General features: G+C 63.0%; 23 protein-coding genes. 17 read left to right on the top strand and 6 right to left on the bottom strand.

Annotated features, from left to right (window positions below; all coding sequences use genetic code 11):
- Positions 1 to 11: 11 nt before the first annotated feature.
- Positions 12 to 587: a nitrogen fixation protein NifQ gene (locus GJ700_RS03925; RefSeq protein WP_195763771.1), complete on the bottom strand. Its 576-nt coding sequence runs from the start codon at positions 585 to 587 to the stop codon at positions 12 to 14.
- Between the two features lie 267 nt (positions 588 to 854).
- Here GJ700_RS03925 and GJ700_RS03920 point away from each other — a divergent pair, with 267 nt between their 5' ends.
- Positions 855 to 1,145 carry a hypothetical protein gene (locus tag GJ700_RS03920; protein WP_154371342.1) on the top strand — a complete coding sequence of 97 codons (291 nt, stop codon included), beginning with the start codon at positions 855 to 857 and terminating at the stop codon, positions 1,143 to 1,145.
- A 170-nt stretch (positions 1,146 to 1,315) separates the two neighbouring features.
- The gene (locus tag GJ700_RS03915; RefSeq protein ID WP_154371341.1) at positions 1,316 to 3,607 is read left to right on the top strand and encodes a TonB-dependent receptor domain-containing protein; all 2,292 of its coding nucleotides are present in this window, start codon (positions 1,316 to 1,318) and stop codon (positions 3,605 to 3,607) included.
- 24 nt (positions 3,608 to 3,631) lie between these two features.
- Here the strand turns inward: GJ700_RS03915 and GJ700_RS03910 are convergent, their stop codons facing one another.
- The gene (locus GJ700_RS03910) at positions 3,632 to 6,358 is read right to left on the bottom strand and encodes a caspase family protein (RefSeq protein WP_154371340.1); all 2,727 of its coding nucleotides are present in this window, start codon (positions 6,356 to 6,358) and stop codon (positions 3,632 to 3,634) included.
- 146 nt (positions 6,359 to 6,504) lie between these two features.
- On the bottom strand, positions 6,505 to 7,386 hold the full coding sequence (locus GJ700_RS03905; RefSeq protein WP_154371339.1) for a LysR family transcriptional regulator: 882 nt from the start codon (positions 7,384 to 7,386) through the stop codon (positions 6,505 to 6,507).
- A gap of 101 nt (positions 7,387 to 7,487) precedes the next feature.
- On the opposite strand from GJ700_RS03905, the gene GJ700_RS03900 reads away from it, so the two are divergent.
- From GJ700_RS03900 to GJ700_RS03880, 5 genes are all read left to right on the top strand, one after another.
- The gene (locus GJ700_RS03900; protein ID WP_154371338.1) at positions 7,488 to 8,111 is read left to right on the top strand and encodes a glutathione S-transferase family protein; all 624 of its coding nucleotides are present in this window, start codon (positions 7,488 to 7,490) and stop codon (positions 8,109 to 8,111) included.
- A 7-nt stretch (positions 8,112 to 8,118) separates the two neighbouring features.
- Positions 8,119 to 8,745 (top strand): LysE family translocator, encoded by a 627-nt coding sequence (locus tag GJ700_RS03895; RefSeq protein ID WP_154371337.1) that lies wholly within the window; start codon positions 8,119 to 8,121, stop codon positions 8,743 to 8,745.
- 142 nt (positions 8,746 to 8,887) lie between these two features.
- Positions 8,888 to 9,106, top strand: a complete 219-nt coding sequence (locus tag GJ700_RS03890) for a hypothetical protein (RefSeq protein ID WP_154371336.1) — start codon at positions 8,888 to 8,890, stop codon at positions 9,104 to 9,106.
- A gap of 58 nt (positions 9,107 to 9,164) precedes the next feature.
- Entirely contained in the window at positions 9,165 to 9,518 is a 354-nt protein-coding gene (locus tag GJ700_RS03885; protein WP_154371335.1) for a hypothetical protein, read from the top strand.
- Positions 9,519 to 9,576: 58 nt separating this feature from the next.
- Entirely contained in the window at positions 9,577 to 9,969 is a 393-nt protein-coding gene (locus tag GJ700_RS03880) for a hypothetical protein (RefSeq protein ID WP_154371334.1), read from the top strand.
- Positions 9,970 to 10,050: 81 nt separating this feature from the next.
- Here GJ700_RS03880 and GJ700_RS03875 read toward each other — a convergent pair whose 3' ends face one another.
- The gene (locus GJ700_RS03875; RefSeq protein WP_154371333.1) at positions 10,051 to 11,007 is read right to left on the bottom strand and encodes a GlxA family transcriptional regulator; all 957 of its coding nucleotides are present in this window, start codon (positions 11,005 to 11,007) and stop codon (positions 10,051 to 10,053) included.
- A gap of 99 nt (positions 11,008 to 11,106) precedes the next feature.
- Here GJ700_RS03875 and GJ700_RS03870 point away from each other — a divergent pair, with 99 nt between their 5' ends.
- Together GJ700_RS03870 and GJ700_RS03865 are read left to right on the top strand one after the other, a co-directional pair.
- Complete coding sequence (locus tag GJ700_RS03870) at positions 11,107 to 11,742, top strand: cysteine hydrolase family protein (protein ID WP_154371332.1); 636 nt, start codon at positions 11,107 to 11,109, stop codon at positions 11,740 to 11,742.
- Positions 11,743 to 11,869: 127 nt separating this feature from the next.
- Positions 11,870 to 12,262, top strand: coding sequence for a hypothetical protein (locus GJ700_RS03865; protein WP_195763770.1), 393 nt, complete (start codon positions 11,870 to 11,872; stop codon positions 12,260 to 12,262).
- Between the two features lie 55 nt (positions 12,263 to 12,317).
- On the opposite strand, the gene GJ700_RS03860 is transcribed toward GJ700_RS03865, so the two are convergent.
- Positions 12,318 to 12,701, bottom strand: coding sequence for a GFA family protein (locus GJ700_RS03860; RefSeq protein ID WP_154371331.1), 384 nt, complete (start codon positions 12,699 to 12,701; stop codon positions 12,318 to 12,320).
- Between the two features lie 13 nt (positions 12,702 to 12,714).
- Positions 12,715 to 15,081 carry a TonB-dependent receptor gene (locus GJ700_RS03855; protein WP_154371330.1) on the bottom strand — a complete coding sequence of 789 codons (2,367 nt, stop codon included), beginning with the start codon at positions 15,079 to 15,081 and terminating at the stop codon, positions 12,715 to 12,717.
- A gap of 172 nt (positions 15,082 to 15,253) precedes the next feature.
- Here GJ700_RS03855 and GJ700_RS03850 point away from each other — a divergent pair, with 172 nt between their 5' ends.
- The 8 genes from GJ700_RS03850 to GJ700_RS03815 all read left to right on the top strand — a co-directional run bounded on the left by GJ700_RS03850 (position 15,254) and on the right by GJ700_RS03815 (position 23,812).
- Positions 15,254 to 16,645 (top strand): NAD(P)/FAD-dependent oxidoreductase, encoded by a 1,392-nt coding sequence (locus GJ700_RS03850; protein WP_154371329.1) that lies wholly within the window; start codon positions 15,254 to 15,256, stop codon positions 16,643 to 16,645.
- 98 nt (positions 16,646 to 16,743) lie between these two features.
- The gene (gene speB, locus GJ700_RS03845) at positions 16,744 to 17,700 is read left to right on the top strand and encodes an agmatinase (RefSeq protein WP_154371328.1); all 957 of its coding nucleotides are present in this window, start codon (positions 16,744 to 16,746) and stop codon (positions 17,698 to 17,700) included.
- 14 nt (positions 17,701 to 17,714) lie between these two features.
- Positions 17,715 to 19,232 (top strand): aldehyde dehydrogenase family protein, encoded by a 1,518-nt coding sequence (locus GJ700_RS03840; protein WP_154371327.1) that lies wholly within the window; start codon positions 17,715 to 17,717, stop codon positions 19,230 to 19,232.
- Positions 19,233 to 19,250: 18 nt separating this feature from the next.
- Positions 19,251 to 19,589: a cupin domain-containing protein gene (locus GJ700_RS03835; protein ID WP_154371326.1), complete on the top strand. Its 339-nt coding sequence runs from the start codon at positions 19,251 to 19,253 to the stop codon at positions 19,587 to 19,589.
- An 84-nt stretch (positions 19,590 to 19,673) separates the two neighbouring features.
- Positions 19,674 to 20,774: a polyamine ABC transporter substrate-binding protein gene (locus GJ700_RS03830; protein WP_371867812.1), complete on the top strand. Its 1,101-nt coding sequence runs from the start codon at positions 19,674 to 19,676 to the stop codon at positions 20,772 to 20,774.
- 75 nt (positions 20,775 to 20,849) lie between these two features.
- Positions 20,850 to 21,965 (top strand): ABC transporter ATP-binding protein, encoded by a 1,116-nt coding sequence (locus tag GJ700_RS03825; protein ID WP_154371325.1) that lies wholly within the window; start codon positions 20,850 to 20,852, stop codon positions 21,963 to 21,965.
- A 9-nt stretch (positions 21,966 to 21,974) separates the two neighbouring features.
- The gene (locus GJ700_RS03820) at positions 21,975 to 22,877 is read left to right on the top strand and encodes an ABC transporter permease (RefSeq protein WP_154371324.1); all 903 of its coding nucleotides are present in this window, start codon (positions 21,975 to 21,977) and stop codon (positions 22,875 to 22,877) included.
- The gene (locus tag GJ700_RS03815; protein WP_154371323.1) at positions 22,874 to 23,812 is read left to right on the top strand and encodes an ABC transporter permease; all 939 of its coding nucleotides are present in this window, start codon (positions 22,874 to 22,876) and stop codon (positions 23,810 to 23,812) included. The genes GJ700_RS03820 and GJ700_RS03815 overlap by 4 nt, the downstream gene beginning before the upstream one ends.
- Position 23,813: the final 1 nt, after the last annotated feature.

Here is a 23,813-nt window from a genome sequence, read left to right as displayed (position 1 = left end):
GCGCGCCGGCGTTAAGCGGCCACCGCGCGTTTGGCGGCGGAGGCGGCCGGCGGCGCCAGGCGGCCCGTCTCGAAGCATTTACGGTATTGCGCGCAGCGGTGGCAGCCCGGCGGGTGCATATCGTGCCGTCCCAGCTTGTCGCCCAGTTCGCGGAAGATGAAACGCTTCCACTTCAAGTCCGTGACGTTACGCTGGAACAGCGGCTGGAAGTACAGCTTCATCAGCGCGGCCACTTCGTGGCGTCCCGCCAGGCCCAGGTCTTGCCACAGCATGCGGTTGCCCAGGCTGGCGGCGGCGATCGCCCGCGCCAGCCAATTCACGTGCTGCGCATCGGCTTCCGGCGTGCGCGACGCCATCAGGTGCGCCACCACTTCGTGGAACAGCGGCGGCACCGTGCCCACCACCACGGCATATTTAAGCTCGGAAATCGGCACGTACGCTTCGTACGGACGGCAGCATTCCAGCATGGCAATCAGCTCGGACTGGGGCAAGCCCAAGGTCCGCACAAACGGCGGCAGCACGTCCACACTGGCATGCCGCAGCACACCGGACACGGCTTTGGTCAGCAACTCATAACCGGATCGCATGGGCGACAGCTCGGCTGCCGGCCACAAAGGAAAAGTTGGACTCATTACAGGCGATACCTCCGAGGTTCAGCACAGTAAAACGGCTTGCTACATGCTTACATCTGGTAAAGCGATATCAACAAGAGCCTTATTACTTTGATACGATTATTGATTTATGTGATCCGATAACTATCAGTTGCACAAGATAGTCAATATCCATGGATCGCTCTGGACAACGGGCGGCAGGCTGCTTGTCCGGCAACTGAACAGCGGTGTATCCTTTTAAATATGGACAGCACGAAACCGACCGACGCCACCAATCCGACCGCGCCTGCCCCACGCAAGCGCGTGAAAGTCTCCCGCTCCACCAAACTGATGGGCCGCTTCGCATGCGCCGCGCTGGCGGCCGCCTTCGCCTGCTACGTGACGATTTCCAACCCCGTGCTGCAATCGTATGGCACACCGGCCGTGGCGGGCATGTCGCTGCTGGGCGCCACCATCGGTTTTTTTGTCAGCGAAATGGCCGTCATGGTGGCAGCGGTGGTGCTCGGCATCGTGCTGTATTCGCTGATGCGCTGACTTACTGGCCTCTTGGAAACAGGCGCGCAATAATCGTGAAACATGCGCGAAATAGTCGGCAATTAGTCGCTAAATAATCTTAAATATGAGCAATCATCATTGGATAGCGATTCTCAACTGAACTATGCTGGTGGCTTTTGGCATCATTGCGGCGCCGCCCGCCGACCACCATGACCCGCACTCCCCGCTTCACCAGCATCGCGCTGGCCCTGCTGTCGGCAACGCCCGCCGCCATCGCCCAGACGTCGCCGCCGCCAGCCACTGCCTTGCCCACCGCCCCGGAAGTCACGATCACCGGCAAAGTGCCGCCGCCGAAGGACAAACCCAAACCGCCGCCGCAGGAACCGGTGGAAATCACGTCCGTGACGGTGGCGGCGGAACGTCCCACCGGCCGCATCGACCGCCAGGTCTATGACGTCAAGTCGGATATCTCCAGCACCAATGGCACGGCCGCCGACGCGCTCAACAGCGTGCCATCGGTGGCGGTGGATCCGGACGGCACGGTGTCGCTGCGCGGCAGCACCAACGTGCAAATCCTGATCGACGGCAAACCATCGGCCATGCTGCAAGGCGATAACCGGGGCGCCACGCTGAACGCCCTGTCGGCGGAAGACATCGATTCCATCGAAGTCATCAACAACCCCGGCGCGCAGTTCGGCAATGAAGGGGGTGGCGGTCCGATCCTGAACCTCGTCATGCGGCGCAACCGCCGGCCCGGCGGCTTCGCGTCCGTCAACGGCAATGCCGGCACGGCGGGGCGCTACAACTCGTCCATCTCCGGCAGCTATAACGAAGGGTACTGGGGTTTCCAGGGCAGCGCGCACGTGCGCCACGACGGCCGCAATGCCCATGGCGACTCGGAGCGCGACCGCATCGATATCCGCAACGGCGTTCCCACGCACAGCGAACAGCAATCGGCCACGGCCGGCCTGAACAACTCAGCCGGTGTCAACGGCGCCGTCAGCTACAACCACGGCGCGCACGACACCTTCAATGCCAGCCTGACCTATAACCAGCGCGACAATGACCAGCGCGCCCGCGACCATTACCTGAACACGGGTCCCGGCCAGGCCACCATCAGCGATTACGTGCGCACGTCGCTGCGCGCGGGCGAGAGCAAAAACTACGCATGGGGCGCCCGCTGGGACCACAAGGGCGATATCGATGGCGAAACACTGAAAGTGGATTTGCGCGTGTCATCCGCCGATAACACCAGCGGCAGCGATTACACCAGCGTGTATGCGGTGACGCCGCCGGGCCGTATCGATACGCACAGCCGCCAGCGCAACGACACCGACAACCGCATCGTCGACTTCACGGGCGACTATGAACGCCCGGCCTTCGGCGGCATGCTGAAAGCCGGCTGGAAAGTCGCCAGCAACCGGAACCGCTTCGACGCGTTCTATGCCGACATCCTGTCCAATGGCGCGGAATCCATCAACCCGGCGCGCACCAACCTGTTCGAAGTGGACGAAGGCGTGACGGCGCTGTACGGCTCGTACCAGTTGCGCCTGAACGAGCAGTGGGGCGCGCTGGCCGGCTTGCGCGCGGAACACACCAGCCTGGACCTGAACCAGGTGACGGGCGGCATCCGTGCGAAGAATAATTATATAAACTATATACCCAGTTTCTTCGCAACCTATAAAGTGTCGGACGACGCCAACCTGCGCTTCTCGTATGCGCACCGGCTGCGCCGTCCCAACGCGGGCGACCTGAATCCGTTCGTCGTGTACCGCGACGAGTTCAACGTCTCGTCCGGCAATCCGCACCTGAAGCCGACGCAGACCGATTCGTTCGAGATCGGCTATGAAACCCGCATGGCAGGCCTGGAAACGGCGCTGCGCGGCTATTACCGCAAGGAAGACGATGCGATCCTGGAGCGCAAGGTGTTCATCAGCGACACCGTGCTGCTGACCACGCGCGGCAACGGCCCGGGCAGTTCGTCGGGCGGCCTGGAATTCACCGTCAACGGCAAGTTGATGCAGGGCCTGTCGCTGAACACCAGCGGCAACCTGGCGCGCAGCGAACAGCGCATCCTCGACAGCAGCGGCGCCCCGACCGGCGATACCCGCACCGCATCGTCGCTGAGCGGGCGCGTGCGGCTGAACTACCAGCCGACTCCGCAGGACCAGTTGCAATTCATGGTGCAGGCGCAAGGCAAGACGCTGACGGGCCAGGGCTTCCGCGAGCCCAACACCACGGCCAACTTCAGCCTGCGCCACAGCCTGACGCCAGCCTTGAACCTGGTGTTGAACGTGACCGACATCTTCAATTCCAACAAGATGGAATCCGTCACCGATACCGACCTGTTGAAGGACCATACGCTACGCCGCTTCGACGGGCGCATCGTGTATATCGGGCTGTCGTACCGCATCGGCGGCGCCGGCGGCGGTGGCAACCGGGCGCCGGGCGGGCGTGGTCCCGGCGGGCCCGGCCCGGGCGGACCTGGCGGCCCGATGTAACGGGCGTCAGGGCAGCTATCGCGGTTACGGCAGCCGCGTCAGCTTCGCGTCCGCCAGGACCAGCTGCTCGACATCGAAGAAGCGCAGGTTGCCCGTCACGATGGCCTGGCGCTGGCCCAGCAGCTTGCGCGCGGCGTCGCGCTCGAATGGCACGTCAATGGCGACGTCGCCGACCTTGACGGAATACGTTTGCGTATCGGCGTTGTAGCCGACCAGCGTCACCAGCGCGCTGTAGGGCGACGACCAGTTGGTCATGCGCTTGTGGTATTCCGCGCTCGATTCGAACTGGTCCTTGACCAGCTGGTTCGCTTCGCGGATTTCCGGCAGCGCCCACAGCTTGGCCATATTGTCGGTGCCGACCGTGACCAGGCGGCGGCCGTCGTCGGAGAAGACGGCGCCGGTGATCGCATCCAGGTGGCCTTTCAGGTGGCCGATGGCGTCGCCGTTTTCCAGGTTCCACAGGGTCAGCATCCCGGTTTCCGTGCTGGTCACGAACAACCCGCCCTTGGCCGACATGTGGGCGCTGACCTGGCCCGGCATGCGCGCCAGCGGCGAAAGGGTTTGCACGTCGACCAGGCGCACGCCTTCGCCGCCCTTGACGATCAGGCGGCGGCCATCCGGCGACACGTGCAGCAATTCCACGCCGGCCAGCGTCGACAGGCGCTTCAGGTTGTTCATGTCGAACACGTACAGGTTGCGGTCGCCCGCATTGACGAACAGGCGCGAACGGTCCGGCGAGAAGCGGTAATTGCGCACCGTGATGCCATCGCCCAGCAGGGTGCCGACGAAATTGCCGCTGGCGGTGTCCCACACGCCCAGGTGCATGACGGCGCCCAGTTCCTGGCGCGCGCTGCGCAGCACATAGGCCAGCAGGCGCTTGCCATCCTGGAAGAAATCGGCCAGTTGCGGCACCGGGTTGCCATCGCCGAAATTGAAGCGGCGCACGCTGTCGCCATCGGACATTCGGAAAATCACGGCCTTGTCGTTGGCGGCGGCGCTCATCAGCCAGGCGCCGTCGCGGGAAAAGCGCGTCATGGCCACCGGGTCCCAATGGTCGCTCATGCGCGCCACCTTGTTGCCCTTTTCACTGTCCCACAGCTTCATCGTGCTGTCGCGGCTGCCCCAGGTCAGCAAGCGGTTGCCGGCCGGTGCGAATTCATAGCGGGGTTCGCCGTCGACGCTGTCAAGCTTGGCCATGCGCTGGCCGCTTTCCGCGTCGTACAGCATGAAACCGTCGTCACGCGTATAAATGACGAGGCGGCGGCCATCCGGCGACAGGCCGGCTTTCGTGATCCCGGCCGGCAGGCCGGCCAGCACCTTCGGCGCCGCTTCATTGTGCAAGTCCGTGATGGTGACCTTGCCGTTGTCAGCCAGGCCCAGCAGGAAGCGGCGGTTGGCCGACATCGACGGCACGCCGTAGCCCGGCTCGGTCGCGGTGGCCGCGCCGGTATCGGTATTCCACACGTGCAGCGTCTTGTCGCCCGTGACGAGGGCGAAATGGTGGCCACTGCCGGAGAAGCCGCCCTGGGCCGCGCCGGCCTGGATCGCGAAATTGCCGGCCAGCTGGTAATTTTCGATCAGCTTGCGCGGAATCAGCGTTTGCGACGCGTTGCGCGCCATCGTGCCCACGCGCGGCGCCTGCACGGCGCTGACGACCGGCTGGGATTGCTGTTCAGCCGTGGGGTTGAAGTAAAAATTCCCGGTAATCGACGACATTTCCCACGGCGTTTGCTTGCCGTCCGATTCCGCCTGCACGCCTTCGCGCACGCGCTTGAACACGTCTTCGACTTTCATGCCGGGTTCGGCCATCGCGGCCAGCAATTGCGCCGTGTACAAGCCATTGGCGCCGCTGCCGTCGGACGCGGTGGAGCCGGGCGACGTCGCATACGCCACCAGGGTGCCCTTCGGCGTCGAATCCATGCCGGCCAGGCCGCGCGAACCGGAGCGGAAGCTGCGCGCGAACGGATTGTCGCGGCACGCGTCCAGCACCACCAGGTTGATGCGGTTCTTAGCCGTGTCCATCTTTTCCAGCACTTCGTTGGCGTTGTACGCCCGCGTCGCCAGTTCATCTTCACGCGCGATATTCGCGTCGACCGGCACCAGGTAATTGACGCCTTTGGCCTGGATGCCGTGGCCCGCGTAATAGAACAGGCCCACGCCGCCGTTTTTCAGCTGGTTGCCGAACTCGCGCACGGCCGACATCATTTCTTCCATGGTGGCGTTTTCGCGCTTGATGACGGTGAAGCCCAGCTGCTGCAGCTTGATCGCCATGGCGCGCGCATCGTTGAGCGGGTTGATCAGCGGCGACGATTTATATGCCGCGTTGCCGATCACCAGCGCCAGGCGCTGTTCGGCGCCCATCGCCACCATTTCCGGCGTGGCCGGGGCGGCCGGCGCCTGCGCATCCTGGGACGTGGCCTGCTCCGCGCCTGCCGCCGCCGGCGCCTGGCCGGGCTGACCGGCTTGAGCAGCCGTTCCGCGCATCAGCGCCGTGGCCGACACGGTAGGCGCCGCCAGCGCTTCCTCGATCCGCGCCTTGCGTTCCGCTTCCTGTTTGGCGGCCGTCGCCTTGGCGGCGGCCGCTTCGGCCATCCGCGCATCTTCCGCCGCCATGGCGGCCGACATTTGCTGTTTCAGCTTGTCGGCAGCGGACAACTTTTGCGCGGTCTGCGCGTGGACGGGGAGGGCGGTCAGGGCCAGCGATGCGCACACGGCGGGCAGGCCGGTACGCACGAACGATTTCAGGGTCATGGTGTATCTGGGGAAGGCGCCACGTCCGGGCAGGCATGGCAAGGCTTAAGTCTGGACTGCTCAACACCTCACTCTAAAGGGTTTTTTGACGCGTAGCAATCATTGTTGCATTGCATAGATGATATGGATGTGGTTAATTTGATACTTCATATACCAAACCGCTCCACGACGAACTCCACAAAACTACTGAGCTTGGGCGTGACCTGGCGGTCGCGCGGATACAGCAAGTGCATGGGGCGCGGCTCCGGCATGTAATCCTGCAAAACCGGCACCAGCCTTCCGGCCGCGATATCGTCGGCCAGCACCACTTCCGCCTGCATGACCAGCCCCAGGCCCGCCAGCGCCGCCTGCCGCAGCGCGGGGCCCTGGTTGGAACGCAAGCGCGACGCGGGCAGCGGCGCATCGGGCGCCATCCCTTGCAGCCGCCAGCGCACGTCGCGCCGCCAGTGCTGGAAATCCAGCGAGTCATGTTCACCCAGTTCGGCCGGCGTCAGCGGCGTGCCGCGCCGCGCCAGGTACGCCGGCGCCGCGCAAATCACCATGCGCGTGGGCCGCAGCGGCCGCGCCACCAGGGCGGAATCCTTTAAATGGCCGATGCGGATGGCGGCATCCAGCCCGTCGTCGACCAGGTCCGCCAGCCGGTTCGACAATTCCAGGTCGACGCTGACTTCCGGATAGCGCGCCAGGTAATCGGCCAGCGCAGGCGCCAGGCAATGGCCGCCAAACGCGGCCGGCGCGCTCAGCTTGATGACGCCGCGCGGCGCGTTGCGCATCGCTTGCGCGCCTTTTTCCGCCGCCGCCACCAGTTGCAGGATGTGGCGGCATTCGTCGCAATAGCGCGCGCCGATTTCCGTCAGGCTCAGGCTGCGCGTGGTCCGGTGCAGCAGGCGCGCACCCACCAGCTTTTCCAGCGCCGCGATGTGCTTGCTGACCATCACGGTCGAGATGGCCAACTGGCCGGCCGCCGCCGTGAAACTGCCCGCGTCCACCACCCGCACGAACACTTCCATGCTGCGCATCTTGTCCATGATTGTTAATCCAGAGTTCACGATGTTGTAAATAGTACGGGATTTATTCCTCATTGTTTCAGTGTGATACTGGATGCTCCCTGACCAACTGCCGTGACGCCATGCTGAAAATCCTTGGAAAAGCCCCGTCGATCAATGTCCGCAAAGTGCTGTGGACGTGCGCTGAAATCGGCCTGCCTTATGAACTGGAAGAGTGGGGCGCGGGCACCGGCCGTCCTGTGCCCACGCCGGAATTCCTGCAACTCAATCCGCATGGGCTGGTGCCGGTGCTGGTCGATGACGGCAACGTGCTGTGGGAATCGAATACGATTTGCCGCTACCTGACAGGCCGCCACCAGCGCTTCGACCTGCTGCCGCCAGACCCGCTGGCGCGCGCCCACGTGGAAAAATGGATGGACTGGCAGGCCACGGATTTGAACGCGTCGTGGCGCTATGCATTCATGGCGCTGGTACGGCGCTCGCCTGATTTCACGGATCCCGCCGCGATTGCCGCCAGCGCGGCGGCATGGAACCGGCAAATGGGCGTCCTCGACGCGCAACTGGCCGCCACCGGCGCCTTCGCCACAGGCGACACCTTCACGCTGGCCGACATCGTGCTGGGCGTCAGCGTGCAGCGCTGGCTGTCCACGCCGATCGACCATGCCAATCTGCCGGCCGTGCGCGCCTATCACGAACGGCTGCGCCAGCGGCCCGCGTTTGTCACGCACGGCGCCACGCATCCCTGAGGCGCGCATGTCGTTATCGCTCTGGCTGTCGTTTGTCGCGGTGGCGCTGGCCGCCACCTTCAGTCCCGGTCCCGGTGTCCTGCTGGCGATTTCCACCACCTTGGCGCTGGGTGCGCGCCGCACCTTATATAGTTCGGCCGGCAATGCGGCCGGTGTCTTCATCGTCTCCTGCGTCGCGGTCAGCGGCGCCGGCCTGCTGTTTTCCCGTTCCCCCGCCGCCTTCACCCTGCTGAAGACAGCCGGCGCAGCTTATCTCGCGTGGCTGGGCATCCAGCAATGGCGCCACGCCGGCCAGCCCCTCGCGCACTCAGCGTCGACCCATGCCGGCGATGGCAGCCGCCGCGCCGTCTTCATGCGCGGCCTTGCCGTCGCGTGCAGCAATCCGAAAAGCATCCTGTTCTTTACCGCGGTATTTCCACAGTTCCTGCCTATGCAGCAGATGACCGGTCCGCGCTTCCTGCTATTGAGCCTGACGTTCGTCGCGTGCATGTTTGTATCACACGTGTCGTACGTCTTGCTGGCCGCCAGGGCCGGCGCGCGCCTGCTCGACGACGGCGGCATGCGGCTTCTGCGCCGGTTCATGGGCGTGCTGTTCGTGCTGATGGCGGCGGCCATGCTGCTTACAAATCTGTAAGCATTTTCATCAATTGTAAGCACGTGTAAAGACCGTCAACGGCGGTATTCCGGCGTTCGTTTTAGGCTCAAGTGACACAGCAAAGTGCACGAAACGAAGCAAACAAAACTACGCAAGCACCTCACGGAAAGAGAACTGAACCATGAAGAAAATGACCGCCGTTCTGATCGCCAGCCTGTTCGCCAGCGCCGCGTTTGCACAGTCCCAATCCTCCGCACCGGCCACGCCTGCACCAGCAGCCCCGGTAGCCAAGGCTGAAGTGAAAGCCGAAGCAAAGCCGGAGGTGAAAACCGAATCCAAAGCCGAAGTCAAAGCAGAAACCAAGACGCAGGAAGTAAAGCCAGCAGCACCAGCCAAGTAACAAAGACAACTGTCAATACCGAATAAACCGTTTATATCAAATTCAAGGAAAACACATCATGACCAAGACCATCGCTACCCTGATCGCCGGCCTGTTCGCTACCGCTGCATTCGCTCAATCGCCTGCTCCTGCGGCCGCACCAGCCGCCGCGCCTGCAAAAGTCGAAGCCAAAGCGGAAGTCAAAGACACCAAGGTGGCAGCCAAGGCGGACACCAAGGAAGTGACGGAAGCCGCCAAGACCGATGTCAAAGGTGAAGTGAAGTCCGAAGCCAAAACTGAAAAGACGGCTGCACATACCAAGCACAAGGCCAAAGCACACGGCAAGGCGAAAGAAGAAGCCAAGCCGGCTGAAAAAGCCGCGGCAGCACCGGCTCCAGCCGCTGCCCCCGCAGTAGCCGCAACCACCAAGTAATACCGGCAACCGCCAATACAGAATAAACCGTTTATATCAAATTCAAGGAAAGACCATCATGACCAAGACCATCGCTACCCTGATCGCCGGCCTGTTCGCTACCGCTGCCTTCGCTCAATCGCCTGCTCCTGCCGCCACCGCACCGGCTGCGGCGCCTGCCAAAGTCGAAGCCAAGGCCGACGTGAAAGCGCCCGTGAAAGCCGAAGCCAAGTCGGAAGCCAAGGACGCCAAGGTGGCGGCCAAGGCCGATACCAAGGAAGTGAAGGAAGTGGCGAAGACCGAAGCCAAAGGCGAAGTGAAAGCCGATGCCAAAGCTGAAAAGACGGCATCGCACACCAAGTCCAAAGCCAAGGACCACGGCAAGAAAGACGAAGCCAAGCCGGCTGAAAAAGCTGCCGCAGCAGCACCGGCGCCGGCCGCGGCGCCCGCAGTCGCCGCCACCACCAAGTAATCCGCTGGCACGTCACTCCGGCCGGAGTGACGGTTCCCCAGGAAGCTCCTGCCCCTCCAAACGGCAGGAGCTTTTTTCTTTTCAGCGGAACTGCTTGCGGTAAGCGGCCGGTGAAATCGCGAACTTCGCCGTGAAATGCTGGCGCAGCGACGCGGCCGAGCCAAAGCCCGCCTGGTCCGCCACCAGGTCGATCGCCTGCCCCGTGGTTTCCAGCAGGCGCTGCGCCGTCGCCAAGCGGCAATTGATCAGCCATTGCGCCACCGTGGTGCCGGTTTTCATCTTGAAGCGGCGCGTGAAATTACGCCGGCTCATCGCGGCGCGCTGTGCCAGCATGTCGACGCTGATCGGCTGCGCCAGGTTGGCGATGGCCCAATCGAGCGCCATGCCGAGCGGATCGTTGCCGGCCGGTTTCGGCATTGGCTGTTCGATGTATTGCGCCTGCCCGCCATGGCGCACGGGCGCCACCACCATGCGGCGCGCCACGCGCCCCGCCACTTCCGCACCGTGGTCGCAACGCAGCAAGTGCAGGCAGCAATCGATGGCGGCCGCCGTGCCGGCCGACGTCAGGATATTGCCGTCATCGACATACAGCACTTTGCGGTCCAGGGTGACCTTGGGATATTTGCGGGCGAAGTCGTCGGCCCACACCCAGTGCGTGGACGCCGTGCGGCCATCGAGCAAACCTGCCTCGGCCAGCACGAATGCTCCCAGGCACAGGCCGACAATCCGGGCGCCGCGCGCATGCGCATCGCGCAGCGCCTGCAACAACGGTTCCGGCGGCGCCACGTCCGGATCGGGCCAGGCGGGAACGATCACGGTATCGGCTTCGGCCAGTGCGGACAGGTCGCGCTCGACGACGATGTCGAAGCCGGACATGGTGGCGATCGGGCCAGGCTTTTCACCGCAGATCAGCAAGCCGTAGCGGGGCACGCCCAGCCGCGACAGATCGTCGCTGAACACCATGCAGGGGACGGACAAGTGGAAGGGACTGATGCCGTCGAACGCGATGACGGCCACGGTATGCGCGGGTTTCAACATGGCCCGATCCTAGCACATCATGTCTTGTTCAATACTTTCGCCAGCCCCATACCGGGCAGATACTGGCGCCTGTTACCAACCCCGAAACAGGAGCATTCCATGAGCCACCCAACCATCCGTACCCTGGCCGGCGCCACCGCGCCAACGACCATCGACGGCGCCCGCACCGCGCTGCTGGTGATCGATTTCCAGAATGAATACTTCACCGGCAAGATGCCGATCCCTGATGGCCTGAACGCACTGCGCAACACGCGCAAGCTGATTGCGCACGCCGATCGCCACAACATCCCCGTGTTCCACATCCAGCACGTGACGCCTGCCGGCAGCCCGGTCTTTGCCGACGGCAGCGACAGCGCGCAACAGCACAGTGAATTGCAGCCGGCGCCACACCACGCGGTGCTGCAAAAATCCACTGTCAGCGTATTCCAGAGCACGGACCTCGATGCGCACCTGAAGGCAGCGGGTGTCCAGCACCTGCTGATCACTGGCCTGATGACGCACGCCTGCGTGGCCGGCGCCGCCCGTGACGCCGTACCGCTGGGTTACAGCGTGCTGGTGGCGAGCGATGCCTGCGCCACGCGCGACCTCGATACGCAGGATGGCGCGGTGCTGCCGCACGCCACGCTGCACCGCGCATCGCTGGCCACCATCGACGACACCTTTGGCGACATCCTCGCCACGGAAGACGTCCTGCGCCTGCCGGTCGCCAATTGTAAGCAAGCTCATCAATTGTAAGCACGTGTAAAGGCCGTCAACGTTGGTATTCCGGGGCGCGTTTTATGCTCAAGTGACACAGCAAAGTGCACGAAACGACGAAGCAAGACTTCCAAACGCAGCACCAGCCAAATTAAAGGAAACCATCATGACCAAGACCATCGCTACCCTGATCGCCGGCCTGTTCGCTACCGCTGCTTTCGCACAATCGCCCGCGCCTTCCGCAACCGTTGCCGTTCCTGCCGCAACGCCCGCGAAAGTCGAAGCCAAAGCCGACGTGAAGGCGCCAGTGAAGACGGAAGCCAAGGCGGAAGTCAAGGACACCAAGGTAGCGGCCAAGGCGGATACCAAGGAAGTGAAGACTGAAGCAAAGGCTGACGTAAAGGCCGATGCCAAGACTGAAAAGACGGCTTCGCACACCAAGCACAAAACCAAGGAACACGGCAAGAAAGATGAAACCAAGCCGGCTGAAAAAACCGCAGCGGCGCCTGCGCCAGCGGCAGCAGCCGCGGCACCTGCGGTAGCCGCCACCACCAAGTAATCTTCAGGCTTCAAGAAACCGCCTTGCACGCGTCACGGCGCTGCAAGGCGGTTTTTCACGTCTGCTTCACCGGCAGCCACGTCGGCTTCATCTCCGTATGCAGCTCCCGCTGCACCGTTCCCGTATAAGCGGGATCCAGCGTCCCCAGCGTGACCGCGATGCGGTCCGGCGACTGCGTACTGCGCCAGTACAGTGTCGACCCGCACACCTTGCAAAAGCCGCGCCGTCCATGGTCGGACGACGCGTATTCCGTCACCAGGTCTTCGCCCCGCTCATATGCGAACGAGGCGCGCGCCACGTTTGCATAGGTGCCGGACGCTGCTCCGTGCTGCTTCTGGCACATGGTGCAATAGCAATGGCTGGTGTGTTTCACCGGACCATCGGCCCGGTACGCCACGCCGCCACATAAACAGCTGCCATGCAATACGTCGCCGCTCATGTCGCCCTCCCGGTCAGAATTTCGCCGCCACGCTCACGCCGATGGCGCGCGGCGTCACGCGGTAGCCTTGCACGATGGACGCCACTTGCGGGTGCTGGATCACGGTATCGTTGTCGAACGCATTCTTGACGTACGCGGTGAACTTGTAGCGGTCCACTGTCAGCCCCGCGCTGAAGTCGGCCGTATGGTAGCCCGGACGGTCGTAATCCGTGCTGGCCGGGTTCAGTGAACCTTTCGATGGGCCGACCCACTGCACGCCGCCGGCAACGAATGCGCTCTTGTCGCCAAACACGGCGAAATTGTATTGCGCGCTGACGGCCGCGTTATATTTCGGCACGCCCTGCACCTGTGCGCCGCGCACCGCGCCCAGCACGCCGTTGTTGACGCCTTCGTCGTTCGTCAATTCCGCCTGCACGTAGCCGCCGGACGCGGACAGCGTCAGGCCGGAGACCGGCTTGGCCTTGACGTCGAATTCAAAGCCCTTGCTGACGGCATTGCCGGCATTGGCGTTGTACGTGTACGCGCAAGTGGGCAGGTACACGCCCTGCTGGATGTTTTTCCACTTGATGTAGAACACGTCCGCATTCACCGACAGGCGGTTGTTGAAGAAGCGCGACTTGCTGCCCAGCTCATAGCTCCACAGGCTGTCCGCCGCATAGGTGGCCGGGCCTTGCGTCAAGCCATTGGCTTCCAGGTCCTGGCCGCAGGTGGTTGGCGGCACGAAGACATTCGAGCCGCCGAGGCGGAAGCCCTTGGCGGCCGTGCCATACACCGTGTGCTGCGGATTGACTTCCCACGTCACCGCATACTTCGGCGTAAACGCGGTGGAGGACAGGCTGGTGCTGCTGTTGTTGCCCGCGCCGGCCAGGTACAGGCCATTACGCTGGTTCAGCGTGGAGTCGCCCTTCAGGTAGCGCGCACCGACGGTTGCGTGCAGCGATGGCGTGAAGTAGTAATTCGCCTCGCCGAAAATCGAGCTTTGCTTTTCGCGGTAGCGGAACACGCCCTGGAACGAGTTATCGCCCGGGAAGGAGGCGCCGTTCCAGCCCGGCAGCAAGTCCGGGTCCGGCGTCGCGTAGCCGAAACTGGCAAAGGTTGCGTTGACGCCGAAGATCGGATCGTTTTCATCGATACCGGTATGCTGGTTCGAGAAATACAGGCCGCCGAGCCACGTCCACGGCGACACTTTTTCATCATACGGCCGCGACGCCAGGCGGAATTCCTGCGACACCTGGCGCACGCGGTTGTTGATGTTGACGGCCGACGGCAAGCTGGCGATCGCGTCGATCAATTCAGGCGATGCGTTGCCGCCATCTTCGGTCGACGTCAGGAACGTCGACAGCGAATAGCTGTTGTAGGCGGAACCGTTCTGGATGCGGTCGAACTTGCGCTTGAAGTAACTGGTGCTGGACACCAGGTCGGCCCAGCCCAGGTCCCAGTTGACCGCCACGTTGGCCGTTTGCAGGATATCCTTCGACGGCTCGCGCACCTGCTTCTGCGCCTGGTAGGGCGGCAATTCGAAATTGAAGGCGGCGATGTCTTTCGCATCGACCTTCTGGTAATAGAACGACGGCGTGATGGTCAACGTGCGCAGCGGCTTCCATTTCAGCGCCACCCGCAATTCCTGGTCGTCGATCTTGTTGATGTCGTTGGCCAGCACCTTGCCCGCGCCATCGACCTGGTCGATAAAACCACCCGCGCGCTGCGTCTGCACGCCGATGCGCAGCGCCAGTTCATCGGCGATCAGCGGGAAATTGGCCACAGCGTTGGCCGAATAACTGGTGCTGCCGCCTTTCAGCGACGACACGTCCGCATAGGTGGTGAATTCGCGATCTTTCAAGTCCGGCTCGTTCGGCACGAACTTGATGGTGCCGCCCATCGAGCTGGCGCCGTACAGGGTTGCCTGCGGGCCGCGCAGCACTTCCACGCGGTCGATGTCGAAGAACTTCGGCTCCACCGTCCCCATCGTGTACACGTTGCCCACGGTGAGCGACACGTCGCCCAGGTAAATGCCGACGGTGGCGGCGCCCGCGGCCGAACTGATGCCCCGCACTTCAATGTTGGACGTGCCGGGACCGGCGCCGCCATTGCCGGTGGCGGCCGTAAACGAAATATTCGGCACCACGCGCGTCAAATCCGTGAAATCCCCCACGTGCTGCGATTGCAGCTGCGCGCCGCTGACCGCCGAAATACTCATCGCCACCTTGTTCGGGTCTTCCTTGCGCTTTTGCGCGGTCACCGTGACGACTTCGATCTGGTCGGACTGCTGCTGCGCCTGGGCGGCAGGGGAGAACAACGCGGCCTGGGCGCAGGCGGCGGCGATGGAGTACGCTAAAACTGTGGGACGGAGACGGGGGCGGAAATTCGGGCGGACAGGCATGGGATGGTTTCCTTGGTCAAAATATTAACTTTGTATTTTATCAATCCCGTATTGTAACCACGCCCGTTACCCCGTTTGCCATCAATGTAAAGATAGATATGTCGTGATTTTTCATATGCATATGCGGCGATAGACTACTTCACATCAATAAGCTAAAAAGCAGGAGATGGAGATGAAGGGCGCTATCGAGAAGTGTTTCAAGGACGTCAAGCTGTTTCCCTACTGGCTCGACAATCCCCTGGCGCCGCAAGTCGAACGTGAACTGATCGGCCAGACGTCGGCCGACCTGGTGATCGTGGGCGGCGGCTTCACGGGCTTGTGGGCGGCGGTGCAGGCCAAGGAATTGATGCCCCACCTGGACGTGGTGGTGATCGAAGCCGGCAAGGTGGCGTACGGCGCGTCCGGCCGCGCGGGCGGCATCATTTCCACCTCCGTCATGCACGGCCTGCCCAACGCCACCCGCGTCTTCCCCAAGGACCTCGACGTCCTCGAACAATTCGGCCACGACAACCTGGACGGCTTCAAGGCAACGGTGGCGCGCTACGGCATCGACGCCGACCTGGAATGGAATGGCGAAATGACGGTGGCGGTCGACGCCGGCCACCTGGAACACTTGAAACAGGATTTCGAACTGCACAAGCAGCATGGCCACAACGTGGTGCTGCTCGATGCCGCCCAGGCGCAGGCGCAGCTGGGTTCCCCGCTGTATGCGGGCGCCATGTGGTCGCGCGACCGCAGCGGCATCGTGCACCCGGCCAAGATGGCGTGGGGGCTGAAAGAAGCCGCGCTCAAGCTGGGCGTGCGCCTGTATGAGATGTCGCCGCTGACGAAATTCGAGGATTGCGGCGCCACCATGCTGGTACACACGCAGGCGGGCCGTATCCGCACGCCGCGCGTGCTGCTGGGGACCGGCACGGCGCACGTCGGCATCAAGGACATCAGCCGCCGCGTGATGCAGGTGCGCGACCATGTGCTGGCCACGCAGCCGCTGACCGCCGAGCAGCTGGACCGCATCGGCTGGAAAAACCGCCAGGGCGTGTACGACACCCGCACCCAGCTCAATTACTACCGCCTGACGAAGGATAACCGCATCATCTTCGGCGGCCTGGTCAGCTACCACTTCAACGGCAACAACAATCCTGCCGCGGACCGCGACGAAGCCACCTACCACCCGCTGGGCAAAGTGTTTTACCAGACCTTCCCGCAATTGCACGACGTGCACTTCTCGCACGCCTGGGGCGGCCCGATCGATTACTGCTCGCGCGGCGCGGTCTTTGCGCGGCGCTACTTCAACGAGAAAGTCGTCTACGTGGCCGGCTATACAGGCTTTGGCGTGGCCGGCAGCCGTTTCGGCGCGCTGATGGGCCTGAACATCCTGTTCGACCGCAAAACGCCTGAACGCTCGCTGGACATTTCGACCCTGGGCCCGTCGTGGATCCCGCCGGAACCATTCCGCTGGGCCGGCGCCAAGATCACGTTCCACGCCTTCGACGGCGCCGACTCCGAAGGGGGCTGGAAGCGCATGTGGATCAGCGGCATCAAGAAGCTCGGCTTCCCCATGTAACACCGGCCCGCCCGGATTCAACTCACTGCACATTTTGACTGCTGGCTGTGGCGCGTCCACAGCCTGGCGGGGACCGTTATCGAAAGGATTTGTTCACCATGCAAGCGCAACCCACCCTGAACCAGCCCTTGGGCGGCAATGCGATGCCGCGCAGCGGCGGTATCGCCACGATGATGCGCCTGCCGCACGCGCCCAGCGCGGAAGGCCTGGATGCCTGCTTCGTCGGCATCCCGTTTGACCTGGGCACGTCGAACCGCACCGGCGCCCGTTTCGGCCCGCGCCACGTACGCGCCGAATCCGTGCTGCTGCGCCCCTACAACATGGCCACCCGCGCCGCGCCATTCGATTCGCTGCAAGTGGCCGACATCGGCGACATCGCCATTAATTCGTACAACCTGCATGACTCGATCCGCCGCATCGAGGAAGCGTATGACGAGATCCTGGCCCACGGCTGCACGCCGATTTCGCTGGGTGGCGACCACACGGTGACGTTGCCGATCCTGCGCGCCATCGCAAAAAAACACGGCCCGGTGGCGCTGGTGCATGTCGATGCGCACGCCGACGTCAACGACACCATGTTCGGCGAAAAAATCGCCCACGGCACGCCATTCCGGCGCGCCGTGGAAGAAGGCTTGCTGCAATGCGACTACGTGGCGCAGATCGGCTTGCGCGGCACCGGCTATGAAGCGGACGACTTCGACTGGTGCCGCCGCCAGGGCTTCCGCGTGGTGCAGGTGGAAGAGTGCTGGAACAAGTCGCTCGCCCCCCTGATCCAGGAAATCGCCCGGCGCATCGGCGACCGTCCCGTGTACCTGAGCTTTGACGTCGATGGCATCGATCCGGCGTATGCGCCGGGCACCGGCACGCCGGAAGTGGGCGGGCTGACCGTGGCGCAGGGCCTGGAAATCATCCGCGGCATGCGCGGCCTGAACATCGTGGGCGCCGACGTGGTCGAAGTGGCTCCTGCCTACGACAACGCCGGCCTGACGTCGCTGCTGGCCGCCAACCTGGCTTTCGAGGCGCTGTGCGTGCTGCCCGGCGTCGCTTACCGCTAATCCGGAGACCATCCATGAATACCCGCGAATTTTCCTCCAGCGCCAGTTGCCGGTTTGCCGTGGCGCCGTCCGAGCTGGCATCCACGCTGGCGCAAGGCGCCGCCCTGGCGCTGCCCGGCGCCCTGATCAACGGCAAATGCGAAAGCGGCGCCGGCGAACAGCACTTCGTCCTGGACCCCGTCACCGGCGGCGCCATCGGCGAATTCCATGCCGCCTCGGCGGCGCAAGTGGAAAAAGCCGCCAAGGCCGCAGCCCGCGCACTGCCCGCATGGAAAGCCAAAAACCGGCTGGAACGGGCCCGCGTACTGCGCGCCATCGCCGACCGCATCGAGCAGGCCCACCACGAACTGGCCGCGCTGCAGCGCCATAACAATGGCAAGCCGGCCGGCGAAGCGGAAGTCGACGTGCTGGACGTGATCAACACGTTCCGCTACTACGGCGACGTATGCGCCACGATGAAAAACCTGCAGGTGGAAGACCTTGACCTGGGCGTGGCCAGCTACAGCGCGCAAATGCACTATGAAGCGTGCGGTTCGGTGGCGCTGATCGTGCCGTGGAACTTCCCGATGGTGACCACCGCATGGAAACTGGCGGCGGCATTGGCGGCAGGCTGCACAGTGGTCCTGAAACCGTCCGAACTGACGCCGGTGGCCGAACTGGCGCTGGCCAACCTGATCCACGAAGCGGGTTTGCCGCCGGGCGTCCTGAACCTCGTGTTCGGCAGCGCCGATACCGGCCGCGCGCTGGTCTCGCATCCCGGCATGGCCAAAGTCTCGTTCACGGGCAGCACGGAAACCGGCGTGGCCGTCATGCGCGAATGCGCACAACGTATTGCCCGCGTCAGCCTGGAACTGGGCGGCAAATCCGCGTTGATCGTGTGCGCCAACGCCAACCTGAACCTGGCGGTCGACCTGGCCGTCAGCGGCGCCTTCTGCAACGCGGGCCAGATGTGCTCCGCCACGTCGCGCATCCTGGTGCACGACAGCGTCTACCACGAATTCACCGCACGCCTGAAAGCCGCCGTGGAAGCGCTGAAGGTCGGCGGACCGGACGCCAACATGGGCCCCGTGATCAGCGCGCGCCAGCTGGAAAAAATCCTCGGCTACGTGGCGCGCGCCCATGCCGACGGCATTCCCGTGCTGGCCAAGGGCCGCTTGCCGGAAGAAACACCGCCCGGCTTCTTTGTCGCGCCGCGCGTCTATGCCGACGTGCCGAACGACCACCCGCTGTGGACCGAGGAAATCTTCGGCCCCGTGGCCTGTGTACGGCGCTTCGCCACCCATGACGAAGCGGTGCGGATCGCCAACGACAGCCAGTTCGGCCTGGTGGCCACGGTGGTGACGGAAGACAGTGCGCTGGGCAAAACCATGTCGGACGGCTTGCAGGCCGGACTGGTATGGGTCAACGCGCCGCAAATGATTTTCCCCGGCACGTCGTGGGGCGGCTTCAAACGCAGCGGCATCGGCCGCGAACTGGGCGTAGCTGGCATGCGCGCCTACCAGGAAATGAAACAGGTGCTGCGCACCGCATGAATTAACAAGGAGACCATCATGACTAAAACCGTAGCAGACATCATCGCCCTCAACACCGGCATCGCCAGCTTCCAGAAACTGGACTATGGCATGGATGAAGGCGACTGGCGCGCCGCCGAAGGCGCCAACAAAGGTTACGCAGTGGGCCTGTGGGAAGGCAAACGGGGCGAAGTGGAATTTCCCGCCATGCCGTACGACGAAGCCTGCTGGATCACGGAAGGCCGCGTGGCGCTGATCGACAGCCTGGGCGGCCGCAAGGAATTCGCCGCCGGCCAGGGTTACGTGCTGCCGAAAGGTTTCGCGGGCCGCTGGATCACGATGGAAGACGCGAAGAAATTCTACGTGGTGCTCGAGTAAGTGGACCGAAGGGTGGACGGGCAACGTGACTTGCCCATCCACGCCGCGCAATCACCATCGCATTCAACAACTGGGAGAGTTGAAATGAAATCGATCAAACATGCAATGACCGCCGTCGCCATGCTGGCCGCTTGTGCAACCGTTTCGGCACAGGAAGAAAAAGTCCTCAATATCTACAATTGGTCCGAATACATTGCCGCCGACACGGTCGCCAACTTTGAAAAAGAGACGGGCATCAAAGTCCGCTACGACATTTACGACACCAACGAAATCCTGCACGCGAAGCTGGTGGGTGGGAAAACCGGCTACGACATCGTGGTGCCATCGTCGATCTGGGCCAAGATGCAGATCGAAGCGGGCCTGATGCAAAAGATCGACAAGAGCCAGTTGACCAACCTGCACAACCTCGATCCGATGGTGCAGGAGCAGATCGCCAAAGTCGATCCGGGCAATGCCCACCTGGTCAGCTGGCTGTGGGGTTACACGACGATCGGCATCAATGTCGACAAGGTCAAGGCGGCGCTGGGCAACACACCGATGCCGGCCAATGCGTGGGACTTGCTCTTCAAGCCCGAATACGCGTCCAAACTCAAGTCGTGCGGCGTCTCCCTGCTCGACGCCGCCTCTGAAGTCTTCCCCTCCGCCCTGCACGCCATGGGCAAAAACCCCTACAGTAAAAATACCGCCGACTACCAGGAAGCCTTCAAGGTGCTGCAGCAGGTGCGCCCCTATGTGACGCTGTTCTCCACCACCGGCTACATCAACGACATGGCCAACGGGTCGATCTGCGTGGCGCTGGGCTGGTCGGGCGACTTCAACGCGGCGCGCCAGCGTGCCATCGACAACAAGACGGGCCAGAAAATCGAAACGCTGATCCCGGCCAATGGCGGCTTGCTGTCGTTTGAATCCATGGCGATTCCCGCCGATGCGCCGCACCCGAAAAATGCCCACCTGTGGATGAATTACATCCTGCGTCCGGAAGTGCATGCATCGATAACCAACAAGGTGCTGTATGCCAACGCCAACAAAGAATCCATCAAGTACGTGAAACCGGCCGTGGCGCAAAACAAGGCGGTGTTCCTGCAACCGGACGACATGAAAAAGATGGTGGCGCCGGACAGCGTGGGCACGGACATCCGGCGCACCATGACGCGCCTGTACACGAAGTTCAAGACCGGAGTCTGACGTCCTTGCGGCGAGGGCCACACCTGCGCCCCGGCCGCAATCCGATTCCATGCATAGAAGTTGAGGAGAACCATCATGGCCGAGACGAGCCAGGGCAGCGCTTTGCCCACCAAATTCCTGTCGATCGACAATGTCAGCAAGGTGTTCGACAACGCCGTGACCGCGGTCGACGACATCAGCCTGACCGTCAACAAAGGCGAGATATTCGCCCTGCTGGGTAGTTCCGGTTGCGGCAAATCCACGTTGCTGCGCATGCTGGCGGGTTTTGAAACGCCCAGCAAGGGCCGTATCAGCCTGGCGGGGAAAGACATCACGACGATGCCGCCGTATGAACGTCCGATCAACATGATGTTCCAGTCCTATGCGCTGTTCCCGCACATGACGGTATGGGACAACATCGCGTTCGGCCTGCGCCGCGACGGCATGCCGGCCAGGCAGATCGCGGAACTGGTGGAACAGAACCTGCGCCTGGTGCAGCTGGCAAAATATGCGCAGCGCAAGCCGCACCAGCTGTCCGGCGGCCAGCAGCAGCGCGTGGCGCTGGCCCGCTCGCTGGCCAAGCGTCCACAGTTGCTGCTGCTCGATGAACCGCTGGGCGCGCTCGATAAAAAGCTGCGCGAACAGACGCAGCTCGAACTGGCCAACATCATCCACAAGGTTGGCGTCACCTGCGTGATGGTGACGCACGACCAGGAAGAAGCCATGACGATGGCGTCGCGCATCGCCATCATGAGCGAAGGCCGTTTCCTGCAGGTCGGTACGCCGGAAGATATTTACGAATCGCCGAATTGCCGCTTCGTGGCGGACTTCATCGGCAGCGTCAACCTGTTCGAAGGCACGGTCGAGGAAGACCATAGCGACCACGCGCTGATCAAGACGGCCAATTGCCCGATCTACGTGGGCCGCGGCGTTGCCGCCGGTCGTGGCTCCAGCGCCGGCGTGGTACTGCGCCCGGAAAAAATTTCGATCTCGCGCGAACCAAGCGGCAAGCCATACAACTCGGTGGCAGGCAACGTGGAAGAACTGTCGTACTACGGCAACCTGACCGCGTTCCACGTGCGCCTGGCCGATGGCCAACGCGTCAAGGTCACCCACCTGAACCACTACCGCCATGACGACCTGGGTTTCAATGCAGGCGACCGTGTCCACCTGCACTGGAGCGACGATGCCATGGTCGTGGTGGGCCGCTGAGGAAACGCCATGTCAGAACGCATACAACAATGGCTGCTGCGCAGCGGCCTCGGACAACGGCTGGTGATCGGCGTTCCGTTCGGATGGCTGCTGGCCATGACGGCGATACCGATGCTGATCATCCTGCAGTTCAGCTTTTCGCAAATGGGCGAAGCCACCATCGTCAGGCCGTGGTCCTTCACCGACGGCGTATTGAGCGTCAAGGTCGACTTCAACAAATACCAGTTCCTGTTCACGGATTCGCTGTACGTGGCGACGTACCTGTCGTCCGTCAAGTACGCCGCCATCAACACGGCGCTGTGCCTGGCGATCGGCTACCCGTTCGCCTACTTCCTGGCCCGTTCACCGGAACACATCCGCCCGTCGCTGCTGATGGCTGTGATGCTGCCGTTCTGGACCTCGTTCCTGATCCGCATCTATTCGTGGAAAGGCTTGCTGGCCACGAACGGCTTGTTCAACAACGTGTTGCTGGGCATGGGCGTCATCCACGAACCGCTGCAAATGCTCAACACGCCGTTCTCGCTGACCCTGGGCATGGTCTACACGTATTTGCCGTTCATGATCCTGCCGCTGGTGGCGAACCTGCAAAAGTTCGATACGCGCTTGCTGGAAGCGGCCGCCGACCTGGGCGCCACGCCGTGGAAGGCGTTCTGGCTGGTGACCGTGCCGCTGTCGAAAAACGGCATCGTCGCCGGTTCCATGCTGGTGTTCATCCCGTCGCTGGGCGAGTACGTGATCCCGGAACTGCTGGGCGGCCCGGAAACCCTGATGATCGGCCGCGTGCTGTGGGATGAATTCTTCGGCAATAACGACTGGGCCATGGCGTCCGCCGTCGCCGTGGTGATGATCCTGCTGATCCTGGTGCCGATGGCTGTCTTTAACAAGTTCCAGCACAAGGGAGAAAAATCATGATCCGCTGGTTTTCCCGCGCCTGGATGGCGGCAGTCTATGCCTTCCTTTACATTCCCATCGTGTCGCTGGTGGTGTTTTCGTTCAACGAATCTTCACTGGTGACGGTCTGGACCCGCTTCTCGCTGAAGTGGTACGAAGCGCTGCTGCGCGACGACGAATTGATCGCGGGCTTCTTCCTGTCGATCAAGGTGGCGCTGCTGTGCGGCGTGCTGTCCGTGATCCTCGGCACGTTTGCCGCGTACACGCTGGAGCGCTATCAGCGCTTCCGCGGCCGCGTGCTGTTCTCCAGCCTGATGAATTTGCCGCTGGTGATGCCGGAAGTGATCCTGGGCCTGTCCGTCATGCTGTTGCTGGTGATGATCCAGGGCGCGTTCGGCATCGGCCAGCGCGACATGTCCACCATCCTGCTGGGCCACACGCTGCTGGGCATGGCGTATGCCTCGGTGGTGATTTCATCGCGGCTGCGTGAATTGAATGGCTCGCTGGAAGAAGCGGCGCAAGACCTGGGCGCCCGTCCGCTGCAAGTGTTCTTCCTCATCACACTGCCGCTGATTACGCCGGCGCTGCTGTCGGCCTTCCTGCTGACATTCACGCTGTCGTTCGACGACGTGGTGATTTCCGCCTTCCTGGCCGGACCGGGCGCCACCACGTTGCCGGTGGTGATTTTCTCGCGCGCCAAGTTCGGCCTGAACCCGACCGTCAATGCGGTGGCCGCCGTGACCATCATGGTGGTGACGTGCGCCGTGATCGCATCCGGCCTGCTCGAAGCCCGCGCGCGCCGCCGCCGGCTGGCGGAAACCCGCCGCGCCATGGCGCCGCAGCCGGCAACGCCGGTGGCCGTTGCCGCCCCCAAAGCGGCGAAGGCTGCGCAACCCGTATCCAAAACGACTGGTGCACCGACCGCACCGGCACCCGTCAGCAGTACACAACTCTAAA

It is taken from the genome of Pseudoduganella rivuli (assembly GCF_009674485.1).
In the GTDB taxonomy this organism is placed as follows: domain Bacteria; phylum Pseudomonadota; class Gammaproteobacteria; order Burkholderiales; family Burkholderiaceae_D; genus Rugamonas; species Rugamonas rivuli_B.
The sequence above is the reverse complement of the archived record's forward strand: the minus strand, read 5'-3'. Positions and strand labels throughout refer to the sequence as shown.

What these genes read in the sequence shown, in the direction of transcription:
- GJ700_RS03925 (WP_195763771.1), bottom strand. Translation starts at nt 587, where the DNA reads ATGCGATCCGGTTATGAGTTGCTGACCAAAGCCGTGTCCGGTGTGCTG.
- GJ700_RS03920 (WP_154371342.1), top strand. Translation starts at nt 855, where the DNA reads ATGGACAGCACGAAACCGACCGACGCCACCAATCCGACCGCGCCTGCC.
- GJ700_RS03915 (WP_154371341.1), top strand. Translation starts at nt 1,316, where the DNA reads ATGACCCGCACTCCCCGCTTCACCAGCATCGCGCTGGCCCTGCTGTCG.
- GJ700_RS03910 (WP_154371340.1), bottom strand. Translation starts at nt 6,358, where the DNA reads ATGACCCTGAAATCGTTCGTGCGTACCGGCCTGCCCGCCGTGTGCGCA.
- GJ700_RS03905 (WP_154371339.1), bottom strand. Translation starts at nt 7,386, where the DNA reads ATGGACAAGATGCGCAGCATGGAAGTGTTCGTGCGGGTGGTGGACGCG.
- GJ700_RS03900 (WP_154371338.1), top strand. Translation starts at nt 7,488, where the DNA reads ATGCTGAAAATCCTTGGAAAAGCCCCGTCGATCAATGTCCGCAAAGTG.
- GJ700_RS03895 (WP_154371337.1), top strand. Translation starts at nt 8,119, where the DNA reads ATGTCGTTATCGCTCTGGCTGTCGTTTGTCGCGGTGGCGCTGGCCGCC.
- GJ700_RS03890 (WP_154371336.1), top strand. Translation starts at nt 8,888, where the DNA reads ATGAAGAAAATGACCGCCGTTCTGATCGCCAGCCTGTTCGCCAGCGCC.
- GJ700_RS03885 (WP_154371335.1), top strand. Translation starts at nt 9,165, where the DNA reads ATGACCAAGACCATCGCTACCCTGATCGCCGGCCTGTTCGCTACCGCT.
- GJ700_RS03880 (WP_154371334.1), top strand. Translation starts at nt 9,577, where the DNA reads ATGACCAAGACCATCGCTACCCTGATCGCCGGCCTGTTCGCTACCGCT.
- GJ700_RS03875 (WP_154371333.1), bottom strand. Translation starts at nt 11,007, where the DNA reads ATGTTGAAACCCGCGCATACCGTGGCCGTCATCGCGTTCGACGGCATC.
- GJ700_RS03870 (WP_154371332.1), top strand. Translation starts at nt 11,107, where the DNA reads ATGAGCCACCCAACCATCCGTACCCTGGCCGGCGCCACCGCGCCAACG.
- GJ700_RS03865 (WP_195763770.1), top strand. Translation starts at nt 11,870, where the DNA reads ATGACCAAGACCATCGCTACCCTGATCGCCGGCCTGTTCGCTACCGCT.
- GJ700_RS03860 (WP_154371331.1), bottom strand. Translation starts at nt 12,701, where the DNA reads ATGAGCGGCGACGTATTGCATGGCAGCTGTTTATGTGGCGGCGTGGCG.
- GJ700_RS03855 (WP_154371330.1), bottom strand. Translation starts at nt 15,081, where the DNA reads ATGCCTGTCCGCCCGAATTTCCGCCCCCGTCTCCGTCCCACAGTTTTA.
- GJ700_RS03850 (WP_154371329.1), top strand. Translation starts at nt 15,254, where the DNA reads ATGAAGGGCGCTATCGAGAAGTGTTTCAAGGACGTCAAGCTGTTTCCC.
- speB (WP_154371328.1), top strand. Translation starts at nt 16,744, where the DNA reads ATGCAAGCGCAACCCACCCTGAACCAGCCCTTGGGCGGCAATGCGATG.
- GJ700_RS03840 (WP_154371327.1), top strand. Translation starts at nt 17,715, where the DNA reads ATGAATACCCGCGAATTTTCCTCCAGCGCCAGTTGCCGGTTTGCCGTG.
- GJ700_RS03835 (WP_154371326.1), top strand. Translation starts at nt 19,251, where the DNA reads ATGACTAAAACCGTAGCAGACATCATCGCCCTCAACACCGGCATCGCC.
- GJ700_RS03830 (WP_371867812.1), top strand. Translation starts at nt 19,674, where the DNA reads ATGAAATCGATCAAACATGCAATGACCGCCGTCGCCATGCTGGCCGCT.
- GJ700_RS03825 (WP_154371325.1), top strand. Translation starts at nt 20,850, where the DNA reads ATGGCCGAGACGAGCCAGGGCAGCGCTTTGCCCACCAAATTCCTGTCG.
- GJ700_RS03820 (WP_154371324.1), top strand. Translation starts at nt 21,975, where the DNA reads ATGTCAGAACGCATACAACAATGGCTGCTGCGCAGCGGCCTCGGACAA.
- GJ700_RS03815 (WP_154371323.1), top strand. Translation starts at nt 22,874, where the DNA reads ATGATCCGCTGGTTTTCCCGCGCCTGGATGGCGGCAGTCTATGCCTTC.